At 54.1% G+C, this 15,119-nt stretch carries 13 protein-coding genes; 4 read left to right on the top strand and 9 right to left on the bottom strand.

Translation table 11 applies throughout. The annotated features are described in order from the left end of the window. The first annotated feature begins 7 nt into the window (after window positions 1–7). A complete protein-coding gene (locus E1N14_RS03315) occupies window positions 8–3,466 on the top strand; it encodes a zinc-dependent metalloprotease (protein ID WP_062793745.1) in 3,459 nt (1,152 codons plus the stop codon). Window positions 3,467–3,558: 92 nt separating this feature from the next. Here the strand turns inward: E1N14_RS03315 and E1N14_RS03320 are convergent, their stop codons facing one another. From E1N14_RS03320 to crp, 4 genes are read right to left on the bottom strand one after another with little or no spacing between them, the layout of a single operon-like run. Then, window positions 3,559–4,890 (bottom strand): ATP-binding protein, encoded by a 1,332-nt coding sequence (locus E1N14_RS03320; RefSeq protein WP_025011306.1) that lies wholly within the window; start codon window positions 4,888–4,890, stop codon window positions 3,559–3,561. Then, window positions 4,890–5,564, bottom strand: a complete 675-nt coding sequence (locus E1N14_RS03325; protein ID WP_025011305.1) for a response regulator transcription factor — start codon at window positions 5,562–5,564, stop codon at window positions 4,890–4,892. Before E1N14_RS03325 ends, E1N14_RS03320 begins: the two co-directional genes overlap by 1 nt. Next, a complete protein-coding gene (locus E1N14_RS03330) occupies window positions 5,545–5,922 on the bottom strand; it encodes a PepSY domain-containing protein (protein ID WP_231473520.1) in 378 nt (125 codons plus the stop codon). The genes E1N14_RS03325 and E1N14_RS03330 overlap by 20 nt, the downstream gene beginning before the upstream one ends. Before the next feature lie 54 nt (window positions 5,923–5,976). Continuing rightward, window positions 5,977–6,612 (bottom strand): cAMP-activated global transcriptional regulator CRP, encoded by a 636-nt coding sequence (gene crp, locus E1N14_RS03335; protein ID WP_025011303.1) that lies wholly within the window; start codon window positions 6,610–6,612, stop codon window positions 5,977–5,979. A 356-nt stretch (window positions 6,613–6,968) separates the two neighbouring features. On the opposite strand from crp, the gene E1N14_RS03340 reads away from it, so the two are divergent. After that, the gene (locus E1N14_RS03340; RefSeq protein WP_025011302.1) at window positions 6,969–7,751 is read left to right on the top strand and encodes a tetratricopeptide repeat protein; all 783 of its coding nucleotides are present in this window, start codon (window positions 6,969–6,971) and stop codon (window positions 7,749–7,751) included. 345 nt (window positions 7,752–8,096) lie between these two features. Here E1N14_RS03340 and E1N14_RS03345 read toward each other — a convergent pair whose 3' ends face one another. The 3 genes from E1N14_RS03345 to E1N14_RS03355 all read right to left on the bottom strand — a co-directional run bounded on the left by E1N14_RS03345 (window position 8,097) and on the right by E1N14_RS03355 (window position 10,306). Beyond that, on the bottom strand, window positions 8,097–8,984 hold the full coding sequence (locus tag E1N14_RS03345; protein ID WP_025011301.1) for a phosphoribulokinase: 888 nt from the start codon (window positions 8,982–8,984) through the stop codon (window positions 8,097–8,099). A 103-nt stretch (window positions 8,985–9,087) separates the two neighbouring features. Then, on the bottom strand, window positions 9,088–9,345 hold the full coding sequence (locus E1N14_RS03350) for a YheU family protein (protein WP_025011300.1): 258 nt from the start codon (window positions 9,343–9,345) through the stop codon (window positions 9,088–9,090). Then, a complete protein-coding gene (locus E1N14_RS03355) occupies window positions 9,329–10,306 on the bottom strand; it encodes a hydrolase (RefSeq protein WP_025011299.1) in 978 nt (325 codons plus the stop codon). The genes E1N14_RS03350 and E1N14_RS03355 overlap by 17 nt, the downstream gene beginning before the upstream one ends. A gap of 122 nt (window positions 10,307–10,428) precedes the next feature. Between E1N14_RS03355 and E1N14_RS03360 the strand changes: the two genes are divergently transcribed. Together E1N14_RS03360 and E1N14_RS03365 are read left to right on the top strand one after the other, a co-directional pair. Then, a complete protein-coding gene (locus E1N14_RS03360; protein ID WP_025011298.1) occupies window positions 10,429–10,935 on the top strand; it encodes a hypothetical protein in 507 nt (168 codons plus the stop codon). 19 nt (window positions 10,936–10,954) lie between these two features. After that, entirely contained in the window at window positions 10,955–12,568 is a 1,614-nt protein-coding gene (locus E1N14_RS03365) for a GMC family oxidoreductase (protein WP_062793746.1), read from the top strand. Here the strand turns inward: E1N14_RS03365 and E1N14_RS03370 are convergent. Together E1N14_RS03370 and E1N14_RS03375 are read right to left on the bottom strand one after the other, a co-directional pair. Beyond that, window positions 12,528–12,980 carry a DUF2390 domain-containing protein gene (locus E1N14_RS03370; RefSeq protein WP_025011297.1) on the bottom strand — a complete coding sequence of 151 codons (453 nt, stop codon included), beginning with the start codon at window positions 12,978–12,980 and terminating at the stop codon, window positions 12,528–12,530. The genes E1N14_RS03365 and E1N14_RS03370 overlap by 41 nt on opposite strands. A 44-nt stretch (window positions 12,981–13,024) precedes the next feature. After that, window positions 13,025–14,932 (bottom strand): ABC transporter ATP-binding protein, encoded by a 1,908-nt coding sequence (locus E1N14_RS03375; protein ID WP_062793747.1) that lies wholly within the window; start codon window positions 14,930–14,932, stop codon window positions 13,025–13,027. Between the last annotated feature and the right edge of the window lie 187 nt (window positions 14,933–15,119).

Genomic DNA, 15,119 nt, shown 5'->3' on the forward strand with positions numbered 1-15,119 from the left:
GGATTAAATGAAGAAGTCAAGTCTGAGCCTGGCGATAGCAGCCAGCCTGGCACTCGCAGGATGTGGGGCAGGAGAAGAACCATACAAGGAATTGCCCAAAGATGAGAAACAGATTAGCAGCGACTCGATAGAGAAGGCCGGTGAGCGCCAATACCTCTATATCCGCAGTGTCGGCAAGGCGCCGCGTTATGCCGCCGCTATCCGCGGCTTCAGCCAGGGGGATCCCAAGTTGGTGACCCTGCACAAGACAGAGAATGGTATTCAGGTTCGCCAGTTGGACCGGGACGCCATAGGTCTTGGTCATGACAGCCGCTACCAGGAGGGCATCAACCAGGCCCCGGTACTGACTATCCCCGGTGAGTATATAGACTTCAGATGTACCGAAGACAAGTGGCGTGAATGCATCAACGTCGAGCAGGTCAATACAGATGCCAACCTGACCTGGCAGGACAAGCGCTTCTTTGTGCCTGACTTTGCCGACACCAAGATTGCCGAGCTGGGGATCAACGATATCTTTATGTTTGGTGAGTGTGTCACCGAAACTGAATCCCCAAAACTGGTCAATGCCGGAGCCTACAAAGGCTATGAAATGGACCTGGACAAGGGCGTGATCAACTTCGAGATTGAACACACCTATCAGGCATCGGGCCAGTGTTTCAATCAGTTTTACGGTGGCAATCTGGATAATCTGTCGTTCACCACCACGGAATTTATCTCCATAGTGGCGCTGGATCAGCTGGCCAGTGAAGATTATCAAGCCATTCCTTACAGCGAGCATGAGAAGGGCACCTTTGGTTTCTTCAACTCCAGTCACAGCTATCGGGACAGAACCGACTCAGAAGGGGTGGATGGCTATGTTCGTACCTACCTGAACCGCTTCAACCCGGCTAAGAGTGAGTTGGTGTACTACTTGTCCAACAACTTCTATGAAGCCAAGAACAAGCCTTTCCTGGATGCGGCTATCGAATCTGTGACCGCGATGAATATCGCCAACAGTCGTTATCATACCGGCTTGCCACAGATTAAGCTGGAGCAGGCGGGCGATAAACGCCATGGCGATCTGCGTTATAACCATATCACTCTGTTTGATGAGCCTCTGGATAACGGTCTGGCCGGTTACGGTCCTTCAGCAGCCAACCCACTGACAGGGGAGATTGTCAGCGCCAGGGTTAACCAATACAGCTCCAACCTCAAGCAAGGCGCGGTGCGTTACTATCGGCAACTGATGCTGGATTATAACCGCGGCAAGTTGGATGCGGCTTCGGTCGAAGCGCTCACCGGCGTGCCTTATCAGCAAGCCGTGGTTAAGCCAGCGGCTTCTGCAACATTGGAAACAGCGCCTGCCGCGCTGGACAAGCCCGCCGATGTGATGGTAGCCGCCACTCCGGCAGCTCTGCCACTCAAGCCCGCTGAGCAGCAGTTCAACGCCTTGGCCGACTTCGATGAAGCCAGCCGTGACTATTGGTCCGAGCATACTTTGATGCATGTCGACACTGTGTTTGCCGCAGGTGGTCAGCAAAGAATGCTGCCGGCCGGCGTCAAGGACCACAAGATTGATTGGCAGAATGCCGAGTTGTGGGTCAATGGTGATGTTGGCGGTAAGCTGCAGGCATTCGAGAAGCTGAGCCTGGATCTGCAGGATAGCCTGAGCACTGCGCTGGCCGCCCAGGCCTTTGCCGGTACCCTGACCCATGAACTGGGCCACAACTTCGGCCTGAGACACAACTTCGCCGGTAGCCGCGATGGTGACAACACCTTCAACCAACAGGAAATGGAAACACTGAACCAGGCCTTTGCCGGTGCCGGTTATCCTGATCTGAAAGTGAACGCCGAGTTCTCCAGCCAGATGGACTACAACGTCAACCGTTTTGCGACCACTTTTGAGCCCTATGACCTGGCGGCGCTGCGTTTCGGTTATGCCCGTGAAGTTGAGGCCGACAACGGCGACTTTGTCTCCCTCAAAGACGAAGATGCCAAGCGTCGTGATGAGCTGCAAAAAGGAGTGATCCAGGGCGAGACACGTTTCGGTGCGCTCTACAACATTGCCCGCGACCACAAGCTGCGCAGCTATGCCTTCTGTACCGACGAGCATGTGTCGCTCAACAGCAACTGTAACCGCAGTGATGCCGGTCAGAACCTGGATGACATCGCCCAGTTCTATATCGACAGATATCAGGACAGCTATGAAACCAGTAACCTGAGACATAACCGTCAGTCGCTTTATGAAGACCACAGCCTGGGTTACACCATTGCCCGCAAGCGTCAGTTTGATGAGATCCGCCAGTTTATTGAAGATGTCAGCTTCCTCGAGGGGCTGTTCGACTTGCCGGAAAACTTCTTCGCCAACGACTGTCAGCTGAAAGCCGCAGCCGGCCAGGATGCCTGGTATTGTGCCAACCAAAGGGCGATGAACAAGGCGGCAGACCTGTTCCTGCGCCTTGCCGGTGAGAACGATGCCGTGGTAGATGTCACCTTCCGCACTGCAGATGGTCAGGCAGCCCTGAGACAGCAGTACAACTTTGCCAAGTTGCTGGAACAGTATCGCTTCAAGAGCGCCGACATGACCATGAAGTTTGCTCCGGGTGAAGTGATCAGCAGGTTTGCCGACTCTCCAGAGGCATTGAAGGAACTGATCATCAACTATGGTATCAAGGAAGAGTTCCGGGATATGTTGAGCGCCGATGTTACCTTCGCCGGTCGTTTGCTGAACGGGATCAAGGCGCCTGAAGGCTCGCCCAACCATCCTTATGTCAACGAGCGTGATGTGCTTGGGGTATGGCCGGACAAACTGCTGGCAGTGCGTGCCTTGGTAAGTCGCACGACTCCGAGATCGACTTCCAGCCGTGGTCACAAGGCGCTGGTGGATCTGCCACAAACCGGCAAGCTGTTCGAAGATATGCTTTGCCGCATGGCGCTGGGTAATGGCCCGGATCTGGTCAGCAATGGCAAGCCTTTGTTTGCCGATGCCTGCAACAGCAGCCCTGAGCTGGAAACGTATCTGCCTTACTACAGCGATTTTGCCAGCCAGAGCATAGAGCCTCTGCCCAATTATGACCGTACAGTATCACGCTTCTTCGGCTTTGATACCGTCAATGGTCAACCCAAAGGCAAGAGTAACCTGCTGCAGATGATGCTGAGACAAGTGGTGTTGGCATCGGTCGACAGCGACTATCAGGGTGAGCAGAAGGCCAGGGTATGGCGTGAATATGTCGGTATTCATCAGGCTGCCCCTGGGCTGGATATGCAGGCCCAAGTGTCCCTGAACGGTAAAATCTACGCCGCGACCGCCGAGAACAAGTTGGCGCTGGCGCTGATTGCCCGCATCAAGGAGGTGGAGCAGTTTATCGCCTCGGCTTCTCCTGAACTGCTGGCACAGCAGCTCAAGGGTGGCACTGTGGGTGAGATACTCAATGGTCAACTGAGCCGCGACCGCCTGGCTCTGAGCTACCTGCCTGTGCTTGATTGAGCCAAGGTCTGACTGTTTGATAACAAAGAACCCAGCCTAGGCTGGGTTCTTTATTTTTGTCTGAGTGACTCCTTGAGGAGCCAGGCTAACCTTCAGGCCTTGAAGGTCAGTGAAACCTTGAGTCCACCCAGTGCCGGGCTCTTGCAGAAGTCGATATCCAACTGATACTGCTCGGCAATATCCTTGACTATCGACAACCCCAGCCCATGACCATTGATCTCTTCATCCAGGCGATTGCCGCGGCGGGTGAGGGTTTGCATGTTTTCCTCTGCCACCCCAGGGCCGTCATCTTCGACGCTGACATACACCAGTCCCTGATGTTGCCACACCCTCACCAACACCTGGCTTGAGGCCCACTTATAGGCGTTGTCCAACAGGTTACCGAGCAGTTCCATGCCGTCTTCCCTGTGGATTGGCAGCCTGGGAATACCATCACTGATATCGAAGCGCCAGCTAATCTGCTTGTGTCTATGCACCTTATCCAGGGTCTGGCACAGGCTCTCCAAATCCCTTGGCAGTACCAACTGTGCCGCCGGCAGCATATCGCCTGTGATCCGCGCCGCCGCCAGTTTACGCTCTATCATCTTGTGGATCTGATCCAGTTGTTGCTCCAGTGCCCTGGCGGTATCGGGATCTTTCAGCCCCAGCGCTTCTACTTGCTGGCGCATCACTGCCAGTGGCGTCTTCAGGCCGTGGCTGAGATTGCCCAGATTATTGCGGCTGCGCTGAATTTGGTTACTCGTGTATTCAAGCAGCTCGTTGTAGGTTTCGGCCAGAGGTTTGACTTCGGGAGGAATGGTCTCCAGCGACAGCGAGTTGATCTCCCCCTCCCTGAGTTTGGCCAGCGCCTGTTTTATCTGCTTCACCGGCTTGAAGGATTGCCGCAATACCAGAAATATTCCCAGGATCATCGCCAGCAACATGGCCAGGTTGACACTCAGTTTGGTGCCATAAACCTCGGTAAATACCTTGCGACCAATGCTGAGATCCTGTGCCACCGTCAGGGTGGCATTGATCTTCTTGCTACTTGAGGTCAGCCCCAAAGACAACAGTTGAATGTCGTGATTCTGTGGCCCCTTGGTTTGCCAGGCGCGGGTTTGCCCTGGCTCCAATTGCACTATTTCCAGGCGTTGATCCCACAAGGAGCGGGAGCGGATCTCCCGATCCGGCAGATTGAGCTGGTAGTAGCGCCCGGAATAGGCGGGTTTGTAGAAGCCGGAAAGCAGGCTCTGATCTATCAGGATCTCACCGTCATTGAGGTGAGTGGCCAGCGCCACTTGCTCCAGATCTTCCTGCAAGCGGTTGATAATAGAGTCGTGAAATGCCTGGCGCAGCATGGATTCCATAAACGCCAGGCCTATCAGGGTACTCAGTAACACCAGTGCTGTCAGCCACAGGCTCAGCTTGGTGCGGATGGACATCATCAGGATTGGCTGCCGTGAAAGATATAACCTTGGCCGCGACGGGTTTCTATCGCTGTCTTACCCAGTTTCTTGCGCAGATGGGTGACATAGACCTCGACCACATTGCTCTCTTTCTCATCATCAAACTGGTACAGCTTATCTGTGATCTGTGCCTTGGAAAGCAGCTTCTTGGGCGACATCAAGAAGATCCGCAGCAAGCGAAACTCCATGGCGGTCAGGTCGAAACGTTGACCATTGACAGTCACTGTCTGCTCGGCTTCATCCAGACTGACGCCGCCGAAGTTTAATTGCTTGCCGGGCACAGTGGCACGGCCATGGGTGCGGTGGATTATCGCCTGCAGTCTGGCCAGCAGTTCCTGGGTGTGAAAGGGTTTGCCCAGATAGTCGTCGGCACCGGCATTGAAGCCTTCAACCTTTTCATGCCACTGGCTGCGGGCGGTCAGCATAATCACAGGAGTAGTCAGCCCCTGTTGACGCCATTTTTCCAGCAACTGCAAGCCGTTGCCATCGGGCAGGCCGATATCGAGAATGATACAGTCATACTGGGTTTCTTTGACCAGATAGTCGGCTTCTATGGCTTTGTCGGTCACATCCGTGACATAGCCTGCTTGCTTTAGTTGTTTTGCCAGTTCTTCAACCAGCAGGGCATTATCTTCAACGAGTAGAAGTTTCATTGGGACGACATTCGCTCGGTAATGGGATTAGATCATCGTGTAAACCTGTGCCTGCATTCAGACTCAGACTGACGATATGGCCATGTTCGACTTTTATCTGCAAATCATAACGCCATTCACCCTCTTTCTGATAGAGATGAGCGTCAATCAATTTGCCATGGCACACCCATTGTAGCTGAGAGAGCGTGGCATCCAGGGAGAGGATCGTCCCGGATTTCACTAATTCCTTGGCGATATCGTGATCGGGTTCCAGGTGGGGACTGGCCACTTCAGCCTTTGCAGTGCTCAAAGTCAGGCTAATAAAGCAAATGAAAAATAGCCCTCTCAATTGATGCTCCTGAAAAACAAAAGTGGCCAAGGTTATTACCTTGGCCACTCTATAGAATCAGGCTTAAATCAAGCTGAAGCTGGCTTAGCGGGTACCGTAAACTACTATGGTTTTACCGTGCGCCTGGATCAGGTTCTGCTCTTCCAGCATCTTGAGGATGCGGCCCACGGTTTCGCGGGAGCAGCCAACAATCTGACCTATTTCCTGACGGGTGATCTTGATCTGCATGCCGTCTGGATGTGTCATGGCGTCAGGCTGTTTAGCCAGATGCAACAGGGTCTGAGCGATGCGACCGGCCACGTCGAGGAAGGCCAGGTTGCCCACTTTCTGGCTGGTGCTTTGCAGACGGTGTGCCATCTGAGCGGCCAGCTTCATCAGGATCTCAGGGTTAACCTGGATCAGCTGCTTGAACTTCTTGTAAGAGATCTCAGCAATTTCACAGGCTTGCTTGGCGCGAACCCAAGCGGTACGCTCGGCTTGCTCTTCAAACAGACCCAGTTCACCGATAAAGTCGCCCTGATTCAGGTAAGAGAGGATCATTTCCTTACCTTCTTCATCTTTAATCAATACGGCAACAGACCCTTTTACTATGTAATACAGAGTGTCTGAATCTTCACCAGCATGGATCAGAGTGCTTTTGGCTGGATACTTATGAATGTGACAGTGTGATAAAAACCACTCCAAAGTCGGATCTGGTTTTGGCTTACCAATCAGAGCCATGCCTATGTTCCTCGATTGATTAAAACGAAAGTAAGGATATTCTAAATAAGGATTTTACGTCAATATCAAAGAGTAAACTTTGAACCAGGTCTTAGTTTAGACTGAGTGAATCAACGCAATTAAATCGCTAATCTTGGTTATCATTCTGATACTTTAGTGATACATGTCAACCAATACAGATTAAAAGCCCCTGGAATCGCTCCAGTCTGTAGGTTAAATCACATCTTCTTCACCTTGCTCACAATTCGCCAAGCCCATTGAGAGCTACTATTAGCGTTTTATTGGTGGATTGACCTCGACTTTCACGCCGGGTTCGGGCTAATTTATGAGTCTGTATGCATAGATTATCAAAGGGTATCAGAGTGAAGTCTCCCTTAATTGCAGCGGCTGCCATGTTGGCCTTGAGTCTGTTCAGCGGACAGTTACAGGCCTTTGCCATTCCCCAGCCAAGCAAGGAAATTGCCGCCAGTAAACTGGCCTATATTCAGCTCAATGCCGCCAATGGTGAAGTGGAAGCTCAGTACCTGCTAGGTTTGATGTATCTCTCCGGCCGCTTCGTTGCCGAGGACAAAATTGCCGGCCTCGCTTGGCTGACCAAGGCTGCCGAAGGGGGCGAAACCAAGGCGCAGCAAACCCTGGCAGACCTGGCATTTGAAGGCAAGTTGATGCAGCGGGATCTGGCGCTGGCCGAGCGTTGGTATCTGCCGTTGGCGGAGCAGGGCAACCATTGGGCCAGGTTCAGACTGGGTTTCCTCTATGCTTCAGGTGGTGAAGGGGTTAACCGCCATTGCGGCAAGGCGGTGGCGTTTTTCAGCTCGGCCGGTGATGACATCTCTCTTGGTAATGCCGCCTGGATCCTGGCCACTTGCCCCGAAGCCAAGTACCGCGATGGTGGTCGGGCGTTGGCGCTTGCCAAGCAACTACTGGAAGACAACAATCAGGACCCCACCAATCTCGATAACTTGGCGGCAGCTTACGCCGAATTAGGGGATTTTACCGCCGCGGTGGCGACTCAGCAGCAGGCCATTGCAGCGCTGGAGCAGTCGCAGGATCTCAGTAAGGCGCTTGAATTCCGGCAGCGGCTGGAGAGTTATCGCAGTCACAAGCCTTACCGTGAAGTGGTGCCCTTGATGGAATAACGCCCATTGTGAATACTTCAAGCCGATACGGATAATCCCTTTGCCGAACGCTGGGGTTTTGGTTGAAGTTTTAGCTGTGGTTGATTGTGTTTGCGTCAGAGGAAGAAACTGACGCTTGCATGGGGAGCACGAATTCGGGCAATAAAAAATGCCCATTATGGGCATCTAAAATAGGGTAGGTTGTTGACATACTCGAGGGAACAAACAGATCAAGATGGGGGAATCTATCCCCAAGAGTATGTCAACCATCAGTATTTCGCCTGAAATCCCGATGACTGTAATTTACCCCTTTAGACTTAAATCAAACTTAATCGAGTCTGAAGCCAAAGTTTATCTGCATCCAGCCTATTCAATATCCTGCTCCAGCAGGGCTTGGCGCTTATCCATCAGGTCTTTAATCAGCGGTGTCAGAATAAGCTCCATTGCCAGTGACATCTTGCCTCCCGGCACGACCAGGGTGTTAACCCTGGACATAAAAGCCCCCTGGATCATCTTCAAATAATAGGGGAAGTCGACATTGTTGATGCCGCGAAAGCGGATCACCACAAAGCTTTCGTCCAGGCTGGGAATATCCTTGGCGCTGAAGGGGTTGGAGGTATCTACCGTAGGAACCCGCTGAAAATTGATATGAGTGCGGGAGAATTGTGGCGTCATATGATTGATATAGTCGTCCATCGAACGCACGATTGAGCCCATCACTTTTTCACGGGTATGGCCGCGCTCAGAGGTATCGCGAATGATCTTCTGGATCCACTCCAGGTTGACTATGGGTACCATGCCAATCAAGAGATCCACGTGCTGGGCAACATTGCTTTCGCCGGTCACTACACCGCCGTGCAGCCCCTCGTAGTAGAGCATATCCGTGTCTTCCGGCAGCGGTCGCCACTGAGTAAAGGTACCCGGCATCTGGTTGTAAGGCACGGCTTCATCGAAGGTATGCAGGTAGGAGCGGGTTTCCCCTTGTCCCGTGCCAGCATAGTCGGAAAAACACTTCTCCAGACGGGCAAAGTCATTGGCTTCCGGGCCAAAATAGCTGATGTTGCGGTTCTCGGCCTTGGCTTTGCGGATCATCACTTCCATTTCGGCGCGGGTATAGTGGTGAAAGCTGTCCCCTTCCACCATGGCCGCATTGATCCCCAGTTGTCTGAAGATGTGACTGAAGGCGGTTGTGGTAGTCGTGGTTCCGGCACCCGATGAACCTGTCACTGCGATAATTGGATGTTTTGCAGACATTTTTCCTACCTGTTTCAAAGAACTTGGGCCGCAGGCCGACGCTGTGGTTATCTGACCCGTTAACCTTTAGTTAACTACTTATAAAGGAATGCAGGGGGACGGGTCAATCGTCGACAAGTGGGGTGCGCCGCATGATCTCCTCGCGGGAGCGGATGGCAACAGACTCGTCATCTTCGCTGAATTCTACCAGTAAATGGCCGCTCTTGAGCGCCAGGCGGCACTTGCCGATGGCCTGCTCCAACGCCTTGTCACCCAGCGCATCGAAACTGCCGTCTTCCACCTGGGAAAGCAGGTATTCCTTAATCAGGTTATCCAGGGTTTCCTTGGGCAGTTGCAGCAGGGATTCATAGGGTATCAGCATGGGTTGACTCCGTCAGATAACGCAGCAATCGCTGCTCCAGATAATAGCGTGGCTGCCACGGTGTGCCGCCCTCAATAAAGCCCACATGGCCGCCATTGGCATGCAGCTCATATTCGACGCAGGCGGGCAAATGTTCCAATGAAGGGATTACGGCGTCAGTCATAAAAGGGTCGTCTGCCGCATGCAGTATCAGGGTCGGTTTGGCTATCTTGCCCAATAAAGGCAAGGCGCTGGCCCTTTGATAATAGTCATCGACACCGTTGAAACCGTGCAGCGGTGCAGTCACCTGATGGTCAAAATCATAAAAGGTGTTCAGCCGTTTGATGGCCTCACCATTCAGCGGCAACTGGCTGTTGCCCCGCTCGAGTTTCAGCAGCATTTTTTGCTGCAATTGGCGGATAAGATAACTTTGATAAACCTTGGAGAAGCCTTTCTCCAACCGCTTGGCACAGGATGCCAGCGCCAGCGGTGCCGATACCACGGCGGCGCGGCTGAGCAGGCTTTTATCTGCAAATTCTCCCTGGTACTTGGCCAGTACATTGCCGCCGAGACTGTAACCTACCGCCAGCAGAGGCGAATGGGGATAGCGCTGCTTCAGGGTTTGCAGGCTATGGCTGATATCGGCCGTATCACCACTGTGGTAACTGCGCGCCAGGCGATTGTCTTCACCCGAGCAGCCTCTGTGATGGTGCACTACGGCTGCCAGCTCCAGCTTCTGACACTCGCGTAGCAGGCGGCGGATATAGTGGGAGTCGGCGCTGCCTTCCAGCCCGTGCAGTATTACCAACAAGGGCTTACCCGGGGTTGGCGTCTTGAACCAGTCGAGGTCGATAAAGTCGCCATCTTCCAGCTCCAGCCGCTCACGCCGCAGCGGTAGCCCTGCCACCTTGGTCAAAACAGGTATGATCGTTTGAAAATGGGGGCTCCTGGCCCACCAGGGCGGACGAAAACTACTGCTCATGGGATCTCGCTTGCGAAATGGCCTATTGCCGTGGGCACTTTGCTGTGGTTAATTGGTTATTGGCAGGATTGTAACACAGATGTCAGCACAGCTGAGTGCAGGGGAATGACAGGAGGACAGGCATGCAAAGACGGCAGTTTCTGCTTTGGGCTTTGGGGGGAACCAGTGCATTGGCATTGGGTGTCAGCCTCTATGAGGAGGAGGAAATCGCCAACCTGAGTGAGCACGAAAAGCCCCATGACCTTCTGCTTGGTGCCTTGATCCCCGTGTTGCTGGAAGGGGCATTGCCGGAGATTAACAAACATAGAAGCAGTGCCATCAATCGCACTCTGGATGCGGTCAATCAAACCCTGAAATGGCTACCTAAGGCCCAGCGTCAGGAGTTGGAACAGCTGCTCGACATCCTGGAGAACCGCTTTGGTTTACTCTTGCTGAGTGGCAGCATGACGCCTCTGATGCTGCGCAGCCCCAATGAATTGGTCGAGATGCTGGAATCCTGGCGCAGCTCTTGGATGGAGCTGCTGCAACAAGCTTATCTCGGTCTCAGAGAGTTGTTGATGGCAAGCTATTATGCCTGCCCTGAGCATTGGGACAGACTCAACTATAACAAGCCAAAACTGGCACTCTGATACCCGACTGGAGACACATTTGCCGATAGCTGATCCCATTTTGGCCGGGCTGGCCGCAGGTTGGAAACATACAGATGGAGCCTCTTTGACCGAGGATCTTGAACTGGAGACGGATGTTGTCATCATAGGCACAGGTGCCGGCGGTGGCACGGCGGCTGAAGTATTGACTCAGGCGGGGCTCAGAGTCTTGCTGTTGGAGGCCGGGCCGCTCAAGTCATCCTCTGACTTTGTCATGGAGGAGCGCCGCGCCTATCCAGAGCTCTACCAGCAAGCGGCGGCCATGAAGACCCAGGATAAGGGGATCAGTATTTTCCAGGGTAAGTCGGTCGGCGGCTCCACCACAGTCAACTGGACCACTTCGATTCGCACCCCCAAAGCCACCTTGGATTATTGGCAAAGCCTTGGGGTTAAAGGTTTGTCCCGCATCGAGTTGGATCCCTGGTTCGACAAGATGGAGCAAAGGCTCAATATCAGTCATTGGCCGATAGATCCCAACCGCAACAATCAGGCCCTCAGGGATGGCTGTGTCGAGCTTGGCTGGGACTACACAGTTATCAAACGCAATGTGCTGGGCTGCTGGAACACGGGGTACTGCGGCATGGGCTGCCCGGTGAATGCCAAGCAATCCATGCTGGTCACCACAATACCGGCTGCCCTGAATGCCGGGGCAGAGCTATACAGCCATGTTCGCGCCGAGCGCTTCGAGCATCATGGTGAGCGGGTTTTTGCCCTCAGAGCCGAGGCGCTCGATGGCTATAACAAGCCCACTGGAGTCAAATTGATGATCCGCGCTCGTCATTATGTGGTGGCGGCTGGGGCAATCCACACTCCGGCATTACTGCTGCGTTCACAAATGACAGATCCCTATCAGCGCCTCGGCAAGCAGACCTGTTTACACCCAACCGTGCTCAGTGGCGCCCGCTTTCGGGAAGCAATCAATGCCCACTCCGGTGCACCGCAGTCGATATATTCGGATCAGTTTGTTTGGCAAGATGGTGCCACTGGTCAACCTGGATATAAGCTGGAGGTACCGCCGGTGCATCCTGTGCTTATCGCCTCCAAGACCCTGGGCTATGGGCCACAGCATGCCGAGCTGATGTCCTGGTTCAATCATCTGCAGGTCACCATAGCCCTGATCCGGGATGGCTTTTCGCCGGAATTGCCCGGTGGCCAGGTATTGCTGACAGATAAAGGCACTGCCCTGGATTACCCTCTGACGCCGGCCTTGTTTGCCGCCGCCAGAAGGGCCTTTGCCAGCATGGCCGAGCTGCAGTTTGCCGCAGGCGCCGAGCAGGTTATGCCCATCAATGAGGGCGCCGGAATTTTGTCCTCCTGGCAAGAGGCCAAACAGGTTATTGCCGAGATGCCGCTGGCGCCACTGAAGACCATAGTGGCTTCGGCGCATGTGATGGGTGGCTGCGCCATGGGGGAAGACAGGCAGTTATCCTGGGTGAACAGCGAAGGCCAGGCGCATTACTACAGCAATCTGTCGGTGATGGATGGCTCTGTATTCCCCAGCAGTTTGGGAGCCAATCCACAGCTGAGTATCTATGGTTTGACTGCGCGCAACGCCAGCTTGCTGGCTCGGAGGCTCAAGCCTGAGCCAGCAGAGCAGGATGTTGCTGAGGGCTGAGGTTGAACTGTGCCAGATAGGTACTGAGATTGTGTTGCTTGTCTTCAGTGACGCTGCGAGGCAGGCCATTGAGTTTGTGCAATATCAACTGCTGCCCTCTGCGTTCCATCATCAGCTCGACATCCAACATCTGTTGGTACTCGGCTTGTCCCAGGTTGGGTTTGGCCAGGCGTCTCAGCCGCCGATAGGGACGCAGAATGCCGCTTTCCCACTGCTCAACTTCGCTGTGGAGCTGGGCCCATGAGCCCTGGTTGAGACTAACGCCTTTGTTGTCCAGGGTCAGCGCCAGCAGCAAGAGGTTGACTATCAGGCCGTGTTCGTCCTGCAGTTTTATCAGCAGGCTTTCCAGCGCCGGGTAAAGTGTTTCACATTCCTGCCAAAGACTAGAGGTAAACAGACTCGTATGTGGCACGCTTTTCTCCTTGCTTGCAATCTCAACACCCGGGTTTCCCCGGCTCAAAGGCCTGACTCGGCTTCGATGGTGTCTATCTCTTCCTGAAGTTCCAACCAGTTCATTTCACTCTCTTCCAGCGCCTGCGAAAGTTGGGTGCGCTCGGCGAGGATCTCCGTCAGTCTGGGCTTTTGCTCGGCCTCGTAGAGAGAAGTATCCGCCAGCAGATTTTCCAGCTCCGCCAATCTGTCGGTAGCCTGGCTCTGCTCGGCTTCCAGTTTGGCCTGGCGTTTCTTCAGTGGTGATAGTTTTTGTCTCAATTCAGCTTCCAGGCGCTTTTGCAGCTTCTTGTCCTGGGCCGGTGAGGCTTCGTCAACCTGGGACACACTCGCCGTTGCGGCCTTGGCGGCATCCAGCAACCACTGGTGATAGTCATCCAGATCGCCATCGAACATCCGCACTTCGCCGCCGTCGACCAGATAATAGTCGTTGCAGGTGAGTCTCAGCAGGTGACGGTCGTGGGAAACTATCACCATGGCGCCTTCAAAGCCCTGCAGCGCTACGGTCAGGGCGTGGCGCATCTCCAGATCCAGGTGGTTGGTGGGCTCATCGAGCAGCAATAGATTGGGGCGTTGCCAAACCAGCAGCGCCAGCACCAGACGGGCCTTTTCACCACCGGAGAAGGGACGCACTTGGGCAAGTGCCATATCGCCCTGGAACCCAAAACCACCGAGGAAGTCTCTCAACTCCTGTTCGCGGGCATTGGGGGCCAGGCGCTGCAGATGCTGCAGCGGGGTATCATCCAGCTGTAGAAACTCTATCTGATGCTGGGCAAAGTAGCCGATATTGAGCCCGGGATTGGGCTCGTACAGGCCGCGCATGGGCGAGAGTTGCTCAGACAGCAACTTAATCAGGGTGGACTTACCGGCACCGTTGCGCCCCAGCAAACCGATGCGGGCGCCGGGTACCAGATTGAGATGCACCTTGTTGAGAATAGCCTTGTCGCCGTAGCCGACCGACACATCTTCCATCTTCACCAAGGGGTTGGGCAGCGCATCCGGCTCGCGAAACTCCATATAGAAAGGGCTGTCGGCCTTGGAAGGCATCAACTCAGTCATCCTTTCCAGTGCCTTCAGGCGGCTTTGGGCCTGTTTGGCCTTACTGGCCTTGTAACGGAAGCGGTCCACAAAAGACTGCATGTGCGCACGCTCTCGCTGCTGGCGCTCATAGGCCACCTGTTGCTGGGCCATACGCTCGGCGCGAGTGTGTTCAAAGGCGCTGTAGTTACCCTTGTAGAAGTTGAGTTTCTGGTGTTCCACATGGACGATTTCGTCCACTATGGCATCGATAAAGTCACGGTCGTGGCTGATCAGCACCAGCGTACCCTGATAGGATTTAATCCAACCCTCCAGCCAGTACATAGTATCCAGATCCAGGTGGTTGGTGGGTTCATCGAGCAGCAATAATTCCGAGCGACACAGCAGTGCCTGCGCCAGATTGAGACGCATCCGCCAGCCGCCGGAGAAACTCTTCACCGGATGGCTCTGCTGGGCCTCGGTAAAGCCAAGACCTGCCAGTAGGGTACCGGCACGGGCGCGTATGCTGTAGCCGCCTACGGCATCAAGCTTGCCGTGCAGTTCGGCTATCCTGTGGCCATTATCCTCTGCTTCAGCTTTCGCCAGCTGGGTTTCGAGCTCGCGAAACTCACGATCGCCATCGAGCACATATTCCAGTGCCGATACCTCCAGCGCAGGGGTTTCCTGGGCGACAGTTGCAATGCGCCACTGGGATGGCACGCTGATCTCGCCTTTGTCCAGGTGTAGTTGCCCTAAAATCAGGGCCAGCAATGAGGACTTGCCCGTACCGTTGGCGCCGACTAATCCCACCTTGTGGCCGGGATAAATAGTCAATGAGGCCTCGTCAAGCAAGGTCTTGGTGCCACGGATCAACTGGGCATCGGAAATGGTGATCATGAATACTGCTTTGGAATACGCTGAATTTATGGGGCCAGATGATAGCCCAGAACCCCGGCCTCAGGCTATAGCAGCAACACTTTGCTGTGAGCTGGCACCTGGGTGTAAAAGTAGGTCATCATTTCGAATGAAAGACTCCCCTCAAAAGTATAGTTTTACGGCTAACGACGCGAAAAATATCGGAAAA

Source organism: Shewanella algae, from assembly GCF_009183365.2.
Classification (GTDB): domain Bacteria; phylum Pseudomonadota; class Gammaproteobacteria; order Enterobacterales; family Shewanellaceae; genus Shewanella; species Shewanella algae.